The organism is Actinoplanes sp. NPDC051494 (assembly GCF_044454705.1).
Classification (GTDB): Bacteria; Actinomycetota; Actinomycetes; order Mycobacteriales; family Micromonosporaceae; genus Actinoplanes.
On record NZ_JBITDZ010000011.1, the window covers coordinates 211,378 to 228,728 of the forward strand.

Annotated in this window: 8 protein-coding genes and 2 tRNA genes; 6 read left to right on the plus strand and 4 right to left on the minus strand. The window is 71.5% G+C overall.

Going from position 1 to position 17,351, the window contains the following annotated elements:
- Window positions 1-82: 82 nt before the first annotated feature.
- The 4 genes from ACIA6A_RS32135 (at window position 83) to ACIA6A_RS32150 (ending at window position 6,737) form a co-directional block, all read left to right on the plus strand.
- Window positions 83-2,797 (plus strand): hypothetical protein, encoded by a 2,715-nt coding sequence (locus ACIA6A_RS32135; protein ID WP_396101715.1) that lies wholly within the window; start codon window positions 83-85, stop codon window positions 2,795-2,797.
- A 305-nt stretch (window positions 2,798-3,102) separates the two neighbouring features.
- A complete protein-coding gene (orn, locus tag ACIA6A_RS32140; protein WP_396101716.1) occupies window positions 3,103-3,693 on the plus strand; it encodes an oligoribonuclease in 591 nt (196 codons plus the stop codon).
- 97 nt (window positions 3,694-3,790) lie between these two features.
- Window positions 3,791-3,866: transfer RNA gene (locus ACIA6A_RS32145), tRNA-His, on the plus strand.
- Window positions 3,867-4,463: 597 nt separating this feature from the next.
- The gene (locus ACIA6A_RS32150) at window positions 4,464-6,737 is read left to right on the plus strand and encodes a putative bifunctional diguanylate cyclase/phosphodiesterase (RefSeq protein WP_396101717.1); all 2,274 of its coding nucleotides are present in this window, start codon (window positions 4,464-4,466) and stop codon (window positions 6,735-6,737) included.
- Between the two features lie 11 nt (window positions 6,738-6,748).
- Here the strand turns inward: ACIA6A_RS32150 and ACIA6A_RS32155 are convergent, their stop codons facing one another.
- From ACIA6A_RS32155 to ACIA6A_RS32165, 3 genes are read right to left on the minus strand one after another with little or no spacing between them, the layout of a single operon-like run.
- Window positions 6,749-6,958: a hypothetical protein gene (locus ACIA6A_RS32155; RefSeq protein WP_396101718.1), complete on the minus strand. Its 210-nt coding sequence runs from the start codon at window positions 6,956-6,958 to the stop codon at window positions 6,749-6,751.
- A 29-nt stretch (window positions 6,959-6,987) separates the two neighbouring features.
- Window positions 6,988-7,518, minus strand: coding sequence for a TetR/AcrR family transcriptional regulator (locus ACIA6A_RS32160; protein WP_396101719.1), 531 nt, complete (start codon window positions 7,516-7,518; stop codon window positions 6,988-6,990).
- Window positions 7,518-8,945: an MFS transporter gene (locus ACIA6A_RS32165; RefSeq protein ID WP_396101720.1), complete on the minus strand. Its 1,428-nt coding sequence runs from the start codon at window positions 8,943-8,945 to the stop codon at window positions 7,518-7,520. The genes ACIA6A_RS32160 and ACIA6A_RS32165 overlap by 1 nt, the downstream gene beginning before the upstream one ends.
- A gap of 239 nt (window positions 8,946-9,184) precedes the next feature.
- Between ACIA6A_RS32165 and ACIA6A_RS32170 the strand changes: the two genes are divergently transcribed.
- Both ACIA6A_RS32170 and ACIA6A_RS32175 read left to right on the plus strand, forming a co-directional pair.
- On the plus strand, window positions 9,185-16,609 hold the full coding sequence (locus tag ACIA6A_RS32170; protein WP_396101721.1) for a LamG-like jellyroll fold domain-containing protein: 7,425 nt from the start codon (window positions 9,185-9,187) through the stop codon (window positions 16,607-16,609).
- Between the two features lie 84 nt (window positions 16,610-16,693).
- A complete protein-coding gene (locus ACIA6A_RS32175) occupies window positions 16,694-16,972 on the plus strand; it encodes a hypothetical protein (RefSeq protein WP_396101722.1) in 279 nt (92 codons plus the stop codon).
- 190 nt (window positions 16,973-17,162) lie between these two features.
- Here ACIA6A_RS32175 and ACIA6A_RS32180 read toward each other — a convergent pair.
- Window positions 17,163-17,235 (minus strand) — tRNA-Lys (locus ACIA6A_RS32180).
- Between the last annotated feature and the right edge of the window lie 116 nt (window positions 17,236-17,351).

The following is a 17,351-nucleotide window of genomic DNA, read 5'->3' on the forward strand; positions in this document are numbered from 1 at the left end:
GGCCCCGGTCGCACCGGCCCCGGTCGCCCGCACCGAGGCCGCGATCCCCGCCACCGCGGCGGAGACCGTAACCACCCCTTCCGTGGGCGCGCCCACGGAACTCCCGGCCGGCGAACCCCTGAAGCTGATCAACACCAGCCCCGAACCCGCGACCCACCCCGGCACCCCGCAGTCCCGGCGTCGCCCGGCCGGCCCTCAGCCGACCGACCTGCCCATCTTCCAGGCCTCAGCCGTAGGAGCCTGGGTAGCCGAGACGACGGCAGCCCGCTCCCGCGAAACCAAGGCCCGAGCCGCAGCCGCGATCGCCGCAGCCCAAAAAGTCGCGAAATCGTCCGCCGACGCCCTCACCAAGCCGCTGGCCGGGGCGGGTGGCAAGCCGACTGCCGCGGCCACCAAGCCGTCGACCGGGGCGCCCACCAAGCCGCAGACCGAGGCCATCACCGCACCGTCCGCCGAGGCTGCCGCCAAGCCCGTGGCCGGGGAGGGTGGCACGCCGACTGTGGCCGTCACCAAGCCGCTGGTCGCGGCGGCGGGGAGCAAGCCTCCTGTCGATGCCGTCGCCAAGCCGGCTGCCGAGGCGGTTGGTAAGGCTGTCATCAAACCGTCCGGGGAGGCCGTGAGCAAGCCGGTCTCTGATACCTCGACCAGGACAACCATCGATGAGAGTACGGCCGGGTCGTCGTCGGCTGGTGGCCCTGCGGCTGCCGTGCCTGCGAAGGCGGCCTTCGGCAAGTCATCGGACGGCCGCGACGTGGTGGGAGCTGCGGTCCCGAAGCCCGTCGCGCCGCGTGGTGAGGTGACATTCGCGGCGACCGGTCCGGACATGAGCGCGCGACGGCCCGTGTCGGTGCCGGCCTCGACGGTCGCTTCCGGGCCGGCGAAGGTCGGTCTTTCCGGTCCGGTCAAGCCCAGCGCGGCGACCGCGCAGCCCGCGAAGGCAGCGGATGCTCCGGCGAAGGACGAGGTGCTTGCGGCAAGCAAGCCCGAGGCTCCGTCAGCGAACAAGATCGAGTCCGGTGCGCCGGTCAATTCCCAGGCTGCTCCGGCGGTCAAGGCCGAGTCCGCGGTGCCGGTCCGGTCGCAGGCTGTGCCGCCGGTCAAGATCGGAAGCTCTGCGCTGGACAAGGTCGAGGGCGGCGGGAGTTCGCCGTTGTCCGCGAGGCCTGGCGTCCGGACCGGTTCGGGTGAGCCGAAACCCAACGCTGACCTGGCCGGGCACCGGGCCGCCGTCGATGGGCCCGGGTCCCAGGCTGGTGCGGCCGCGGTCACCCAGCCGGTCGCTGTTACGCAGCCGGTCGCGGTCACGCAGCCGGGAGTTGGGGTGCGGCCCACGGCTGAGCCAGGGCCGGACGCCGGCCCGGACTCGGTGGCCGGCGCGCCTCGGCCTACCCGTCCGGGGCGGAACGCGCTGTTCGGTGGGCCGCCGTCGAATGCGTGGGCGGCTACCGGGCTGACGCGTGCGGATTCGTCGCGGGTGGGGCTCTCCGGTGGCGCCAAGCCTCAGGCCGAGACCAGGCCGGCGGCGGCTCCTTCGCAGCCTGCCGCAGCGGCGCAGGCCAAGACCGGCGAGAACCGTGATGCCAAGCCTGCCACGCCTGCGGCCTGGCCGAGAACGACGGCTGGATCGGTTGTCCGGCCCGCGGGTGAGCGGGACCCCGGGACGGACGGTGACGAGCGGGGTACGGCCTCCCCGGCCCCGGCCCCGGTCGCGCCTTCCCGGCTGTCGGTGCCCGCTCCGGCTGGTCCGGCACCCACGCCTGCCCGGCCTGCTGTGCCCGGCCCGGCCCGGCCCGCTGAGCCGCAACGGGAACCGGTTCCGGCGGGTCAGACGTCGCCGAGCCGGCCGGGTGGTTCGGCGCGTTCCGACAGCTCCGGCCGTACCGAAGCGGCTGCGCGACCGGATGTCTCAGCTCGCGCCGACGCCGCGGGACGGGGGAACGTGCTGGACCGGCCCGCTGAGCCGGACCAGACAGAGACCAGGATCGCCGGTCAGCGGACCCAGCCGAGTTCGGCGGACGCGGCCAACGTCGCGGACCCGGAGGCGACTACGACCGTAATGTCCGGTTCGAGCGCCCCGGCAGTGCCGATCTCCTCGCCAGGCACGGCTCCCGCCGCCGGGAGCGATGCCGCCGGCAGCAATGTCGCCGGGAGCGGTGCAGTCAAGGGCGACACCGCTGGGAGCGTTGCCGCCGCTGGTAGCGCGGCCTCTGGTAGTGCGGTCGGGAGTAACGCGGCCGGGAGCGACGCGGCCGGGAGTGACGCGGTCAAGGGTGGCTCCGCTGGGGGCGACGCGGCCGGGAGCGGTGCGGCTGGGGGCGACGCGGTCGGGAGTGGTGCGGCCGGGAGTGGTGCGGCCGGGAGTGACGCGGTCAAGGGTGGCTCCGCTGCGGGCGACGTGGCCGGGAGTGGTTTGGTCAAGGGTGGTGCCGCTGCGGGCGACGTGGCCGGGAGTGGTGTGGTCAAGGGTGGTGCCGCTGCGGGCGACGTGGCCGGGAGTGGTGTGGTCAAGGGTGGTGCCGCTGGGACCGACGCGGCCGGGAACGGCTCGGTCAGGGATGACGCTGCTGTTTCCGGGAGCGACGCCGCTGGTGAGGGTGCGAAGCGGGCGGCCAAGGGGGGATCGCTGCTGGGCAACTACAAGGCCGAGGTGGCCGAGTTGCTCGGCGGGGGTGCCGCCCGGCGGCGGCGGAAGGGTATGACCGCGGCGGGGCTTCCTGCTCCCGATCCCTCGGAGATGGAGCCGCCGATCAGGATGACCCGGCCTCCTCGGCGGGGCCGGGGGCCGGACAAGGATTGATCCGACGGTGCAGGCCGCGGTCCGGGAACGTCCGGGCCGCGGCTCGCGCGGCGTCGGGGAGAAGTTTGCTACCGAAGGGCCCTCCGCGCTGCCGGCGCGGAGGGCCCTTTTACCGGGGGAACGGAGTTACCGAAGGGGGCTTCGTCCGTTAAGCACAGTTTAGGCCCTCAACGGCGAACCGGGTAGTCTTAGTCCTAATCCGGACAATGCTGGGTGGTTAGGGTGCGGTGGGTGGGTCGCTCCCGATCAGGTGGGTACGCGTGGACGGCGCGGCGTCCGGTTCGGGCAGCGCGTAGTCTGAACGGGTGGCTGATCTTCTGGTATGGATCGACTGTGAGATGACCGGTCTCGATCTTGGCAAGGACGCGCTGATCGAGGTTGCCGCTCTTGTCACCGATCCCGATCTCAACGTTCTCGGCGAGGGTGTCGACCTCGTCATCCATGCCGACGACGCCGCGCTGGACGCGATGCCCGACGTGGTGCGCGACATGCACGCCAAGTCCGGCCTGACCGAGGAGGTCCGCCGCTCCACGGTCACGATGGCCGAAGCGGAAGAGGCCGTCCTGGCGTACGTGAAGCAGTATGTTCCCAACCCCCGCACCGCGCCCCTCTGCGGCAACAGCATCGCCACCGACCGGGGTTTCCTCGCCCGGGACATGCCGACGCTGGACAACTTCCTGCACTATCGCATGATCGACGTCTCGTCGATCAAGGAGCTGTCCCGCCGGTGGTACCCCCGGGTGTATTTCGGTCAGCCCAAGAAGGGCCTGGCTCACCGGGCACTCGCCGACATCCGCGAGAGCATCCGTGAGCTGGAGTATTACCGTCGCACCGTGTTCGTGCCGCTGCCCGGCCCGGACGTGGAGCAGGCCCGGGCGATCGCCGCCGAGCTGTAAGAGGCGCAATCGGTAACCCGCTGGACGGGGCGGCCGGGGGTCCGGCTATGCTTGTCCGGCACCTGCTGCGGAGGATCGTTTCCGCGGTGGATACATGGTGGTCGTAGCTCAGCTGGTAGAGCACCGGGTTGTGGTCCCGGGGGCCGCGGGTTCAAGTCCCGTCGATCACCCCAAACGTTTGTCAGGTCAGAGGGTCTCTCCGCGAAAGCGGGGAGGCCCTCTTTCCGTATGCCCGGGCATACGGTGGGACATAAAAGACGCCGTTGCGAATTCCACGGGGGAAGAACTCGCAACGGCGTCAGGGATGACAATAATCCATCCACTGTCAATCGTCCATATCGGCCTCGAGACTTGTCCCGCCGGTTACCGGGGTCCCCACCGAAGCGGCAGGTGAGACCCGGAACACGGGCCAGCCGCGAATTCGCCGATCGGCAGGGAACGTGACACCGCCCCCGTCTGGAGTTTCACCCGGGGCGAGGACCCATGAGCGATCAGATCCCACCCGTCATCTACGCCCACCTCGCCGCGGGCGACACCGAGGCCGCCGTGCGCACTTTCACCCCGACGCGACCGTTTTCGACGAGGGCCGCACGCATCGGGGTCCGGAGGAGATCCGGGCGTGCGGGCCAGCGCCTCGACCGAGTGCCGGCATCCGCCCCGGCGCGGGCGCGGGGCAGTGGGTGGTGACGATCCGCCTGGAAGGTGATTTTCCCGGCGGTGTCGCCGACCTGACCATCAGGTGATCAAGCGGTCGGCCGATCAGGTGTCCTGTGACGAGAAAATCCGCGGTGGTGGTCCTGGCGCTGCTGGGCGGGTTGATCGTCTCGGCGGCCCGGTTGGTGACGCAACCGCGGGGCTGGGAGGCGAACGCGGATTTCTACCGTGCGTTCGCGGTGACCTCGCTGATCGTCACGGTGCTGACGTGGGTGGCCGCGTTCCGGGGGTCGGCCTCCGCGCGGCGGCCGTGGCGGTGGATCGCGGTGGCGTTCACGGTGTTGCTGCTGCCTCAGCCGCTGCCGGTGATCGGCGCCGCGCTGGACGGTGCCGCGCCGCTGTGGACGATCATGACGGTGCTGATGAGCCGGTTGGTGTGGGCTCCGCTGATGCTGGCGGGGATCCTGATGTTCCCGATGCGCCGGCTGTCCGGTCAGCAGCGCGTGCGGTTCGGCGCGGACATCGCCACGGTCGTCGGCGGTGGCTTCGTCATCTCGTGGTATTTCCAGCTCGGCCCGGCAGTGACCTCGCTGCACGCCGGTCCGGACGCGCTGGTCGTCATCGGGTTCCCGATCACCGATCTGGTGCTCATCTTCGGGCTCTGTGCGCTGCTGATGCGCAACGGGGTGGCCTCGTGGCGGGGCCCGCTGCCGATCTTCCTCGCCGGTCTCACCGTGTACCTCGCCGGTGACGTGATCTATGCCCACGACATCCTGCAGGGCCCGATCACGTGGTCCACCCCGCTGTCGCTGTGTCTCAACGGGGCCAACCTGATCATGGCGGCCGCGGCGGCCGTACAGGCGGGGAAGCCGGTGGCCGGCGCGGCCGGCACCGAGGAACGGCCCGGCTCCGCGGTGGCCTATCTGCCCTATGCGGCGCTGCTGGCCGGTTACACGATGCTGCTGGTCGCGGCCGTCCGGGAGGGTGAGATCGACCCGTGGGGCGGCCTGACCGCCGGGGTGATCGTCATGACCGGAGCGGTGGTGCTGCGGCAGTTCGTCGCGCTGCGGGAGAACCACCGGCTGGTGGTGCACGATCACCTGACCGGGCTGGCGAACCGGATCTCCGCGGACGCCGCGCTGACGGCCGCGTTGCGCCGGCACACCGACGACGGGGTGGCCTCCGCGATCCTGCTGATCGACCTGGACGGCTTCAAGAAGGTCAACGACACCCGCGGGCACGAGGCCGGCGATCTGCTGCTCACGGCGTTCGGCGAGATCCTCAAACGGACGGTACGCGGTTCCGACGTCGCCGCCCGGGTCGGCGGCGACGAGTTCATGGTGGTGCTCGACCGGCCGGGCGGCCCGGAGCAGGCCCTCGCCGTGGCCCGGCGGATCCTCGACGCGACCGCCGAACCGGTCCGGGCCGCGGGGGGCGATCTCATGATCCGGGCGAGCGTCGGGGTGGCGATGACCGACCCCGGGGCGGGGGCGGCCACCATCCGGCACCGCTCCGACATGGCGATGTACGTGGCGAAGCGGGGCGGCCGGCAGGGCGTGCAGCTGTGGCATGCCGGGCTGGAGGACGCCGCGACCGCGGACGAGACGTTCGAGACGGATCTCGCCGCCGCGGTGGAGCTCGGTCAGCTGCGGGTGCTGTACCAGCCGCTGGTCCGGCTGAGCGACGACGGGATCGTGGGGGTCGAGGCCCTGGTCCGCTGGGAACACCCGACCCTGGGCACGATCGGCCCCGCCCGGTTCATCCCGGTGGCCGAGCGCACCGGGGTCATCGAGCAAATCGGCCTCTGGGTGCTGGAACAGGCGACCACCCAGGTCCGGCGGTGGCAGCTCGACCTGAACCAGCCCCGTCTGTACGTCAGCGTCAACCTGTCGCCCCGGCAGCTGCGCCAGGGCGGCCTGGTCGACCGGATCCGGGACCGGCTCACCGGCTCCGGGCTGGCGGCGCGTGACCTGGTGCTGGAGCTGACCGAGAGCGCGCTGGTCAACGGCCCCGAGTCGGTGGCGGTGCTGGAGGAGATCCGGGACCTGGGCGTCGCCATCGCGGTCGACGACTTCGGCACCGGGTATTCCTCGCTGCGGTACCTGACCCGGCTGCCGGTCGACATCCTCAAGCTCGACCGGTGCTTCGTCGCCGAGCTCAACGGTGAACCCGAGGGGTCGGCGGTCGCGGAGGCTGTGCTGCGGCTCGCCAAGGCGTTGCACATGGCCGCGGTCGCGGAGGGCATCGAGACCGCCGCGCAGGCCACCGAACTCACGCTCCTGGGGTACGACAGCGGCCAGGGCTACCACTACGCCCGCCCGCAGACCGCCGCGGCGATGGCGGTGCTGCTCGCCCGGCAGACCACCGGGGTGGACGCCGGGATCGGATGAGGCCGGGATCCTCAGCGGTCCCAGCCGTCGCAGTGGTCCTCCGGCTCCTCGGCCGCCCGGTCGCGGAGCACGTCGAGCAGGTCGGGTCCCTGGTGGCCGGTGTCGATCGAGCCGCCGGTCAGCCCGAGCTGCATGGCGCAGTCGCGGCCGTACCCCTTGATCATCCGGTCGGCCCGGGTGGGGTGACCGCACCGCGGGCACCGCTTCATCGTCGCCGCCATCGCCCCATCGTAGGGACGACCCGGCCGGGTCAGGTGGATGTCAGGGCGATGATCCGGTCGAGGAGCCGGCGGCGCAGTTCCGGGTCGAGCGGGGCGCCGCCCATCGAGTCGTTCTGCCACATGCCGTCGGCGGCGAACCGGGCCACGAGGTGGTCCAGCGCGGCGTCGTCCGGCTCGGCCGGGGTGGGGGACCAGCGGTCGACCACGTCCGCCCAGGGCGCGTTGCGCTCGCTGCGCCCGGCCGCGTCGATCATCAGGGCGAGCTCGGCGCGGGTCGATGCCTGGGCGGCCACCCGGATGTACGCGGCCCGGCGCTCGGCGTCGCTCGCGTCGGCGGCCGGCTTACCCAGGTCGTCGAGCATGGCCCGCTCCCATCGGGTGACCAGGTCCTCGTGCAGGGCGTCGAGCAGCGCCTCTTTCGACGGGAAGTGGTAGAGCAGGCCGCCCTTGGTCAGCTCCGCCTCGGCGGCGACGGCCTCGAACGTGACCGCGGTGACACCGTCGCGTTCGATGACCCGCATCGCGGCCTCGAGGATCCGGCTCCGTTTGCTCTGGCGCATCAGTGCCCGCCCTCCGCGGTCAGGGCCGGGGTCCGCCGCCGGGCCTGCGGACCATGATGACGCAGCAGCCGGCCGGTCACCGCGGCGCCACCCGCGAGGACCGCCGCCACGACGAGCAGCACCGCGACGTACCCGCTGTCGAACGCCGCCGCCGTTGTCCGGTCCGCGCCGGCGGACCGGACCAGGTCGAGCAGGCTGCCGAGCAGCGCGACCGCGACGAGGCTGCCGAACTCGTAGGACACCTCCTCGACCGAGGACGCCATGCCCGCCCGGCGCGCCGGGACGTTGCCCAGGATCGCGCTGGACGCCACCGCCATCACCGCGCCGAGGCCCATCCCGGTCAGGACCAGGCCGGGGATCAGCACGCCGAGCCCGGCCGCGGGCCCGAGGGCGGCCAGCAGCACTCCGGGTACGGCGAGCGCGAGCCCACCCGCGATCAGCGGCCGCAATCCGGTGCGGTGCAGGACCGCGCCCCCGAGCAGGGCGGTGGGCAGGCAGCCGAGGGCGAGTGCGGCGACCAGCAGCCCGGACTGCAACGGGGTGAACCCGGCGATGGCCTGGTACCGCTGGGTGGCGACCAGTTGGATGCCGGCCAGCGCGAACATGGCGAACGCGGCGGCCAGCACCCCGGAGGTGAACGCCGGGTTCCGGAAGATGGCCAGGTCGAGCAGCGGGTCGGCGAGGCGGCGCTGACGCCGCACGAACAGGGTGCCGCCGAGGACCGCGGCGGCCGTCCCGGCGAGCACGACCGGCCAGGACGGCGGCACGTGCGCGAGTTCCTTGATCGCGAAGACGGCACCGGTCAGGCCGAGCATCGCCTGCCCCGACGAGATCACGTCCCACCGTGCGCCGGCGTCCGGGACGTCGCGCGGGGCGACCAGCGGCACCGCGATCAGCGCGGCCACCGCGACCGGCACGTTGATGAGGAACGCGGCGCCCCACCAGAAGAACTCCAGCACCACGCCGCCGACGATCGGCCCGAGCGCGGCGCCCACCACGGCCAGCGAGCCCCACACGGCGATCGCGAGGTTGCGCTCCCGCTCGTCGGTGAACGTGACCCGGATCAGCGCGAGCGTCGCCGGCATCATCGCGGCGGCGCCGGCCGCGAGCAGTGCCCGCGCCGCGATCAGGGCGCCGGCACCGGGTGCGAACGCGGCCAGCAGCGAGGCCACGCCGAACACGACCAGGCCGGCGGTGAACATCCGCCGATGACCGATCCGGTCACCCAGCGTGCCGCTGCCGAGCAGCAGACCGGCCATCACCAGCGGGTACGCGTTGATGATCCACAACGCCTGCCCCGGGGTCGCGCCGAGGTCCGCGGTGAGGGTGGGCAGTGCGGTGTACAGGATCGAGTTGTCCAGCGTGATCAGCAGCAACCCGGCGCTGACCGTCACCAGCAACGTCCAGCGACGCCGTGAAGTCTCCATGTTCAAACTGTACCGTACGGTCGGTATAGTTTGCCGGGCTACTTTTCTGAGAGATTTCTGTGTGATATGCGCCACTCTTAGGTTTACTCTTAGGAGTCTAAATCGGACCCTGCGTAAGTAGCTTGTGGATGAAGGTCCGTTTGATCCCCCGCCAGTGCATCGACGATCTCCTTGATTTGTGATGGTCGATGCTTCTACGTTCAGCGGCATTCATGGTTCTGGACGACGGGGGACATGCCATGCCGCACGAGCGTGCGCGCTTTTTCAGTGAATGGGCCGCGGGCCGGCGCCTGCGATGGGTACGCCGGCTCGGCCTTCTGCTCATAACCGTGCTGGTCACGTCGTTGCTCGGCGTGCCCGCACCGGACCCCGCCGCGGCGGCACCGGTGGCCGAGGCGCCCGCGCAGCCCGCCTGCCCGGCCACCAGGCCGGACCTGGCCTCCGCCGCGGTGGCGGCCAAACTCTGCGGCGCCCGGGTGGAGGCGCTGAACGCGCGGACCGAGACGACCCAGGTGTTCGGCGAACCCGGCGGGGCGATCACCGAGGACCGCGCGCTCGCCCCGGTCCGGGTGCGGACCGGCACCACGTGGCAGGACGTCGACCTGACGCTGATCCGCGACGCCGACGGCTCCGTCGTTCCCCGGGTGCACGCCCGTGGCCTGCGCCTGAGCGGTGCGGCCGCCGGTGCGGGGGAGCACGTGGTCGCCGCGCTCGGCGCGGGCGCCCAGCGCACCAGCGTTTCCTGGAAAGGCCCGCTCCCCAGGCCGGTGCTCGACGGGCCGACCGCGACCTACCCCGAGGTGCTGCCCGGCGTGGACCTGGTGGTCAAGGCGCAGATGACCGGGTACGAACAGTTCTTCGTCGCCAAGGACCGGGCCGCGCTGGACCGGGTCACGAAACTGACCCTGCCGATCAGCACCGGAAAGCTCACCGCCACGGACGACGGTGCGGGCGGGTTGACGTTCAAGGACGCCAAGGGCACGGTCGCCGGCCGGTCGCAGGCTCCGGAGATGTGGGACGCGACGATCGCGCCGCTGTCGCAGGAGCATGTCAACCGGGCACCCGTACGGATGCGTGCGGTCAGGAAGAGCGCGGGCAAGGCCGTGCTGGAGCTGACCGCCGACCCGGAGTTCGTCGACCGGTCCGATCTTGTCTTTCCGGTGACGATCGATCCGCCGGCGTCGTTGCCGGTGGCGTTCGACGCGTTCGTGCAGAACAGCTACACCAGCGACCAGTCCGGCGCCGACGAGTTGAAGCTCGGTCACATCGAGGACGGCGGCTCCTACACCGCCCGGTCGTACCTGCGCTTCAACACCTCCGGTCTCGCCGGCACGCGGATCGTCTCGGCCCGGCTGCGTTTGTGGGAGACGCATTCCTACTCGTGCACGGCGACGTCGTGGGAGGCATGGCGCACCGACACCGCCAACACGGCGACCCGGTGGACGAACCAGCCGACCGCGCGGGAGAAGGTCGGCACGTCGACCGAGACCAAGGGTTACAGCTCGTCCTGTGGGGACGGTTACGTCTACATCGAGATCGGCAAGGCGCTGCAGACCTCGGCCGACAACAGCTGGACCGAGGGCAACGTGATGCTCCGCGGCACCAGTGAGACGTCGTCGACCAGCTGGAAGAAGTTCGACTCCTCCGAGGCCGCGCACCCGCCGCTGGTCTCCCTCACCTACAACGCCGCACCGGGCACCCCGTCCGCGCTCGCCACCGCACCCTGCTACTCGTCGTGCGGCGCGGGCGCACGGACCTCCGCGGTCCGTCCCACCCTGTCGGCGAAGCTGGCCGACAGCAACGCCGGACAGGCGCTGCGGGCCGAGTTCGAGGTACGCAACAAGGCCACCGCGGCGGTCGTGGCGACCTCCGGGACCCTGACCGGCAGCCCCGGCTGGACCAACGGGTCGACGGCGAGCTGGCAGACCGGGGTGAACCTGGTCAACGCCACCACCTACCAGTGGCGGGTCCGGGCGAAGGACCCGTACGACGACGGCGCGTGGACCGGCTGGACGGACCTGACCGTCGACACGGACAAGCCCCTGGTGCCGTTCGTCTCCGCGGGGATCTACCTGAACGACGGGCAGCCGCACGGCGGTGCCGGCCAGTCCGACACGTTCACGCTCACCCCGGCCTCCGGCAGCACCGACCTGGCCGCGTTCGTCTACCGGCTCGACACCGACGCCTCGGCCACGACACTGGCCGCGACCGGGGTCAAGACGGTGACGCTGAGCCCCCGGGACGGCCAGCGCACGCTGACCGTGCAGGCGAAGGACAGTGCCGGCAACCTCTCGGCCGCGAACACGTACACGTTCTCGGCCGGCAGCGCCGCGCTGGCCCAGCCCTTGCCGGGCGCGACCGTCGTCAAGCGCACCAGGCTGCAGATCTTCACCCCGGTCAGCGGCTACACCCGGGCGTTCTACGAGTACCGGCGCGGCCCGGGCGGCGCGACCCTGCCGATCCCGTCCACCAACCTCACCTCCGCGACCGGGGCGCCGGTCACGGCGACCGCCGCCGCACCGGTGACCCTGAGTGGCCTCGGCGGGTACGCGGTCTGGAACGCCACGGACACGCTCGGCTCGGTCGGTGGCGTGGTCGAGGTCCGGGCCCGCATCTACACGGCCACGTCCACGGCCCCGGTGTACGACACCCCCTGGGTGCGCGTCACCGTCGACGCGAACGGCGACGGCAGCGCGGACGAGGAGATCGGGCCCGGCTCCGCGAACCTGCTCACCGGCGACTACACCATCGAGGCCACCGACACCGACGAGTTCGGTCTGTCGGTCAGCCGCAACACGTCGTCGCGCTCGCCGTCGGACGGCTATGTCGAGATGCCGCAGAAACTGACGGCCAACCAGCAGCAGGTCTCCACCGACCTGACCGGGTTCACCGTGCCCGCCACCAGCACCGCGGTCCGCTCGACGGCCCGTGGGCAGGGTGACGTCACCCCGGTGGACTCGGTCGAGATCACCCCGGCGGCGTCCGGCACCAGCACCGACACCTATGTCGCGCTCGGCGGCGACACCGGTGCGCTGCGCCTCGGCATGCAACCCGGGCGGACGTACCGGGCGACCGGCTGGATCTACGTCCCGGCCGCGACCACCCTGGCCCCCGCGGCGGCGACGACCGGCCTGCGGATCGTGGGCTGGTACAAGAACGGGACGGCCTACACCGCGGTGCCCTCGCCGATGGCCGGCTACGTCGACGGCTGGCAGGAGCTGTCCGTCGACATGACGGTCCCGGCCGGGTCCACGGAGGCACTGTTCCGGCTCTACAACGGCAACGCGGCCGCCAGCGGCAAGAAGGTGTACTGGGACAACGTCTCGGTCACCGAGGTCGTCGCCCCGTTCGGCCCGTCCTGGAACGCCGCCGCGACCGGTGGCCCGTCGGAGTCCGACTTCACGTCACTGGGTTTCCCCTCGTCCTCGGTGGCGCGGGTGAACACCACCGACGGCGGGTGGGTGACGTTCTCCCGCAATGCCGACGGCACCACGTTCACCCCCGAGCCGGGCCGTGAGGACCTCACCCTCACGAAACCGGACGCCGCGAGCTACCGGGTGACCGACGTCGAGGGCACCGTCTCGGAGTTCACCCAGCAGGGTGGCGTCTGGACGATCGGTTCGAGCTGGACCGAGGAGGACGACTCGGCGACCCGGTACGTATACGACACCACCGGCGGCCGGCTGCTGCTCAAGCGGGTGGTCAATCCGGCGGAGCCCGGCGTCGACACCAACGGCTGCACCGGGACCTCCCCGGCGCGGGGGTGCGAGACGCTCGACTACATCTACTCGACGGCCACCACCGCCGGCCTGAGCCAGACCGTCTTCGGCGACGTCACCGACCGGGTCTCCGCGGTGCGGCTCTCGTCGTGGGACCCGGACACCCAGGTCCAGACGTCCGTCGACATGGCCCGCTACACCTACGACAACCTGGGCCGGCTGCGGGAGACCTGGGATCCCCGGATCAGCCCGGTGCTCAAGACACAGTACGAGTACGACGCGGCCGGCCGGGTCACGAGGACGACCAGCCCCGGCGATCTGCCCTGGTCGGTGGACTACGCCAACCCCGACGTCGGCTCGGCGGCCCTGAACTGGAGCCTCGACGGCAGCGCCGCCGATTCCTCCGGCGCGGGGCGCACCGGCACCGCGACCGGGGTGACGTGGGGCGAGGCCAACGACCCGGCGAACCCCGGTGACCGGGCCGCGATCTTCACCGGCGCCACCACCGCGCAGATCGTGGCGTCCGGGACACCGTTGTCGAACACCGCTTCGTACACGGTCTCGGCCTGGGCCCGGATCACCGACACCTCGGCCAACCGGACGATCGTGTCCAAGGACGGCAGCAGCACCAGCGGCTTCTTCCTCAACTATGTGGCCGCCGACAACAAGTGGGCGTTCTCCCGGACCACCGCCGACAACGAGAGTTCGAGCGCGGTCCGGGCCACCTCCGACATCGCCCCGGTGCTCGGGAAGTGGACCCACCTCACCGGCGTCTACGACACCGCTACCGCCAAGATGAAGCTGTACGTCAACGGTGTCCCGCAGACGACCACCGCGGCCACCGGCGGCTGGAACGCCACCGGCAACTACGTCGTCGGCCGGGCCAAGTGGGCCGGTGCCAACGCCAATCCGTGGGCCGGCAGCATCGACGACGTCCGGGTCTACGGCGCCGCACTGACCGACGCGCAGGTCGCGGACCTGGCCGGCGACGAGAGCACCGGACGGGCGGTCCGGATCCGTCAGCCGGCGCTCAAGCAGGGCAGCCGGACCGAGACCGACGGCGAGGTCGTCACCAACCTCGTCTACAACGTCCCGCTGACCCGGGCCACCGGCGGGCCCTACGACCTGGCCGCCGCCGCGGCCACCACCTGGGGCCAGGGCGATCTGCCCACCGACGCGTCGGCGGTGTTCCCGCCGGAGCAGGCACCCGCCCGCAACAGTGCGACCGTGGCGGCGCCGGGTGCGGACGGCTACCGGCTCGCGACCGTGCACTATCTCAGCGCGGCCGGCAAGGAAGTGAACACCGCGACGCCCGGTGGCGAGATCGACACCATGGAGTACGACCGGTTCGGCAACGTCGCCCGGACCCTCGAGGCCTCCGAGCGGGCTCTCGCGCTGGGCACCCTGCCCGGTGCCGCCGCCGCGCTCTCCGGTCTCGGCCTGCTGGACTCGGACACCGCCGCCCGGGCGCTGGCACTGTCCACCGTGAACCGTTACTCCACCGACGGCCTGGACCTGCTGGAGACGGTCGGGCCGACCCGCTCGATCGTGCTGGAACGGCCGCTCGCCGACCCGGACGGCAGCGGCCCGCTGACCGCCTACGTGGCGGGGGACACCGCCATCGCCCGGACCCGCTCGACGAAGGTCTACGACCAGGGCAAACCGGACGGGGCGACGTACCACCTGCTCACCACGCAGACGGACGGGGCGCTGATCGATGGCTACCCGCTCGCCGACGCCCGGGCGACGATCAACGGATACGGCGCGGAGAAGGGCGGGGTGTCCGGCTGGGAGCTCAGACGGCCCACCACCGTGGCCGTCGAGGCCGAGCCGGGCGGGGCCCGTCAGGTCACCTACTCGGTGTTCAACAAAGCGGGTCAGGTCACCGCCTCCTGGGGCATCGGCGCCACCGGCACCGACGCCCGCACCCTCGAGACGATCTACTACACCGCCGGTGCCAACGGCGACGACACCGCCTGCGGCAACCGTCCCGAGTGGGCCGGTCAGCAGTGTGTGAGCCGGCCGGCCGGTGCGGTGACGGGTCACGACCCGGGCCGGATGCCGTCCGCCCTGCCGGTGCGCAGGGTCACCGGATACGGCCACTGGGGCGACGAGACCGAGGTGACCGAGACCGCGAACGGCAGCACCCGGACCACCACCTCCGGGTACGACGGCGCGGGCCGGCTGATCCGGACCGCGGTCACCGGCGGCGCGGGTGAACCCGTCCCGCCCGTGACGACGACCTACGACAGTGCGAACGGCGAACCGGTGACGACCGCCATGGGGACGGCCACCATCGTCCGGGAGTACGACGCCCTCGGCCGCGTGTCCGGCTACACGGACGCCGACGGGGCACGGACCGTCAAGGAGTTCGACCGATACGGCAACGAGGTGCGCTCGAGCGACCCGACCGGATCGGTGACCTCCACCTACGACCGGGCGGTCGACCCCCGTGGCCTGCTCACCGGCGTCACCGACAGCACGGCCGGGACGTTCCAGGCCCGCTACTCGCCGGACGGGCAGCTCACGGAGATGAAGTACCCGGGTGGGATCACCCGCACGGACCGCCTCGACGCCAACCGGCAGCCGGTCGAACGGGTCTACACCCGGGACGCGGACGGCCTCACGATCTGGGCCGAGTCGGTGGTCGAGAACTCGTCGGGGCAGCAGGTGGGCCACGAGTACACCGGCGGCCGGGCGACGTTCTCGTACGACGGTTTCGGCCGGCTGACCACCGCCCGGCAGGACAGCGCCCAGACCGACGGATGTGTGACGCGGGCCTACGCGTACGACGCCCGTACCAACCGGACCGGCAAGGCGACCTACCTGCCCGGGGCCGACGGGATCTGTGCCACCGGGACGGTTGCCGAGCAGGCCGGTCACACGTACGACACCGCCGACCGGGTCACCGACGCCGGGTACACCTACGACGCGTTCGGCCGGACGACCGCGCTGCCGAGCGGACTGGAGATCGGTTACCACGTCAACGACATGGTCCGCAGCCAGGAGCGGGACGACTCGCGGCAGACCTGGACGCTCGACCCGGCCCTGCGGTTGCGCGAGTCGCTGACCGACACCGCCACCGGCGGCACCTGGGCCCGCACCTCGGCGACGGTGAACCACTACGGCGACGGTTCCGACGAGCCGCGGTGGATCACCGAGGACCCCGCGACCGGCGCGTACACCCGGTACGTGTCCGGCCCGGACGGCGACCTGGCCGCCTCGGTCACCTCGCAGGGGGTGGTCCGCGTCCAGCTGGGCAGTCTGCACGGCGACGTGGTGGCGACGATCGACCTCGCCGACGGCTCTCCGGAGCTGTTCGACTACGACGAGTTCGGTACCCCGGCGGAGGGCCAGTCGGACCAGCGGTACGGGTGGCTGGGTGCCAAGCAACGGTCCGGCGACGCCATGGAGGACCTCGTCCTCATGGGCGTGCGGCTCTACTCGCCGAGCCTGGGGCGTTTCCTGTCGGTCGACCCGGTGCTCGGCGGGAGCTGCAACTCGTACGACTACTCCTGCGCGGACCCGGTCAACCGCAGCGACCTCGACGGCCGCAAATGGTGCTGGAAGTACTGCAAGTGGGGGCGGAACCCGTACTGGCGGATGGCGTGGCACGGCGCGCACCTGGGCGGAACCGTGCTCGGGTTCTTCTACGGTGCGAGTGAGGTCCGATCGGGCTACCGCGGGGTGCGTCTCGGGTGGCGGGCCTACCGGCACGCGCGCAAGAACGGCTGGCGGGCGACGATGCGCCTGACCAGGAAGAAGCGGAACTGGGCGGCCGCGGTCGGCATGATCTCGGGCTACAGCGACTTCAGGAACCGTTGGAGGGGCTTCCGGCAGGCGGCCGGGGACGCCGCGCGGCCCTGGGCGGCACGGTACTGCCGTGGTGTGCGCGGCCTCAAGCGCCGAATCTTCGGCCGGTACGCGGGCAGCAGTTGTCGATAGTGGACGGCTTCACCTGATAGAACCGGGTCCGGCGACGCCCACGCGGGCGTCGCCGGACCCGGCCCGCATCGATCGAGGACTCTGATGATCATCGACCTGACCAACGCGCACTGGATCTTCACGCCGGACCCGGACCGGGACGTGCTGATGGTCGCCGTCGAGACCGCCGACCAGCGGTTCGCGGCGGAGTTCGGCAAGGCGGAGATCCCGGCCTTCGAGCGACTCGTGGACGAGCTGCCCAGCACGGGCGCGGTCAACGTGGGGCAGGAGTGCGTCCGGGTGCTGGGCCGTGACCCGTTCGTCGAGCAGGAGCTGGACCGCCGGCCGTGGTACCGGCGACTTCTCCGCCCGCTGCGCCGTTGACCGGACCTCGTACGGTCGACTCCGGCCAGTGTGTGATGTATCACACCACGACCTGTGCCTGGGTGGTCCGTAATAGCGCGGAGAACGGTCGGCCTTTGGTGATCACCGGGGGATCGCCGAACTGTCCGCAATAGACAAAGAAAAGGCCCTGGCTTGGTGGGTTACACCAGGCCAGGGCCTTTACCAAAAGTGCGCCGCGTAGGACTTGAACCTACAACCCGCGGATTAAGAGTCCGCTGCTCTGCCAGTTGAGCTAGCGGCGCTCGTTGGCAACGGAGAAACATTAACACGGTCTCCGGCGTACCTGAAATCGGCCCTCCCCCAAGATCCACTGATGCAACCGTCCGCTCGGTGGGCCCCGTCTCTTGCCCCGGTAGGG

Bases quoted from the DNA above. Each gene is read 5' to 3' on its own strand.
- ACIA6A_RS32155 (WP_396101718.1), bottom strand. From the start codon at position 6,958: ATGGCGGCGACGATGAAGCGGTGCCCGCGGTGCGGTCACCCCACCCGG.
- ACIA6A_RS32160 (WP_396101719.1), bottom strand. From the start codon at position 7,518: ATGCGCCAGAGCAAACGGAGCCGGATCCTCGAGGCCGCGATGCGGGTC.
- ACIA6A_RS32165 (WP_396101720.1), bottom strand. From the start codon at position 8,945: ATGGAGACTTCACGGCGTCGCTGGACGTTGCTGGTGACGGTCAGCGCC.
- ACIA6A_RS32170 (WP_396101721.1), top strand. From the start codon at position 9,185: ATGCCGCACGAGCGTGCGCGCTTTTTCAGTGAATGGGCCGCGGGCCGG.
- ACIA6A_RS32175 (WP_396101722.1), top strand. From the start codon at position 16,694: ATGATCATCGACCTGACCAACGCGCACTGGATCTTCACGCCGGACCCG.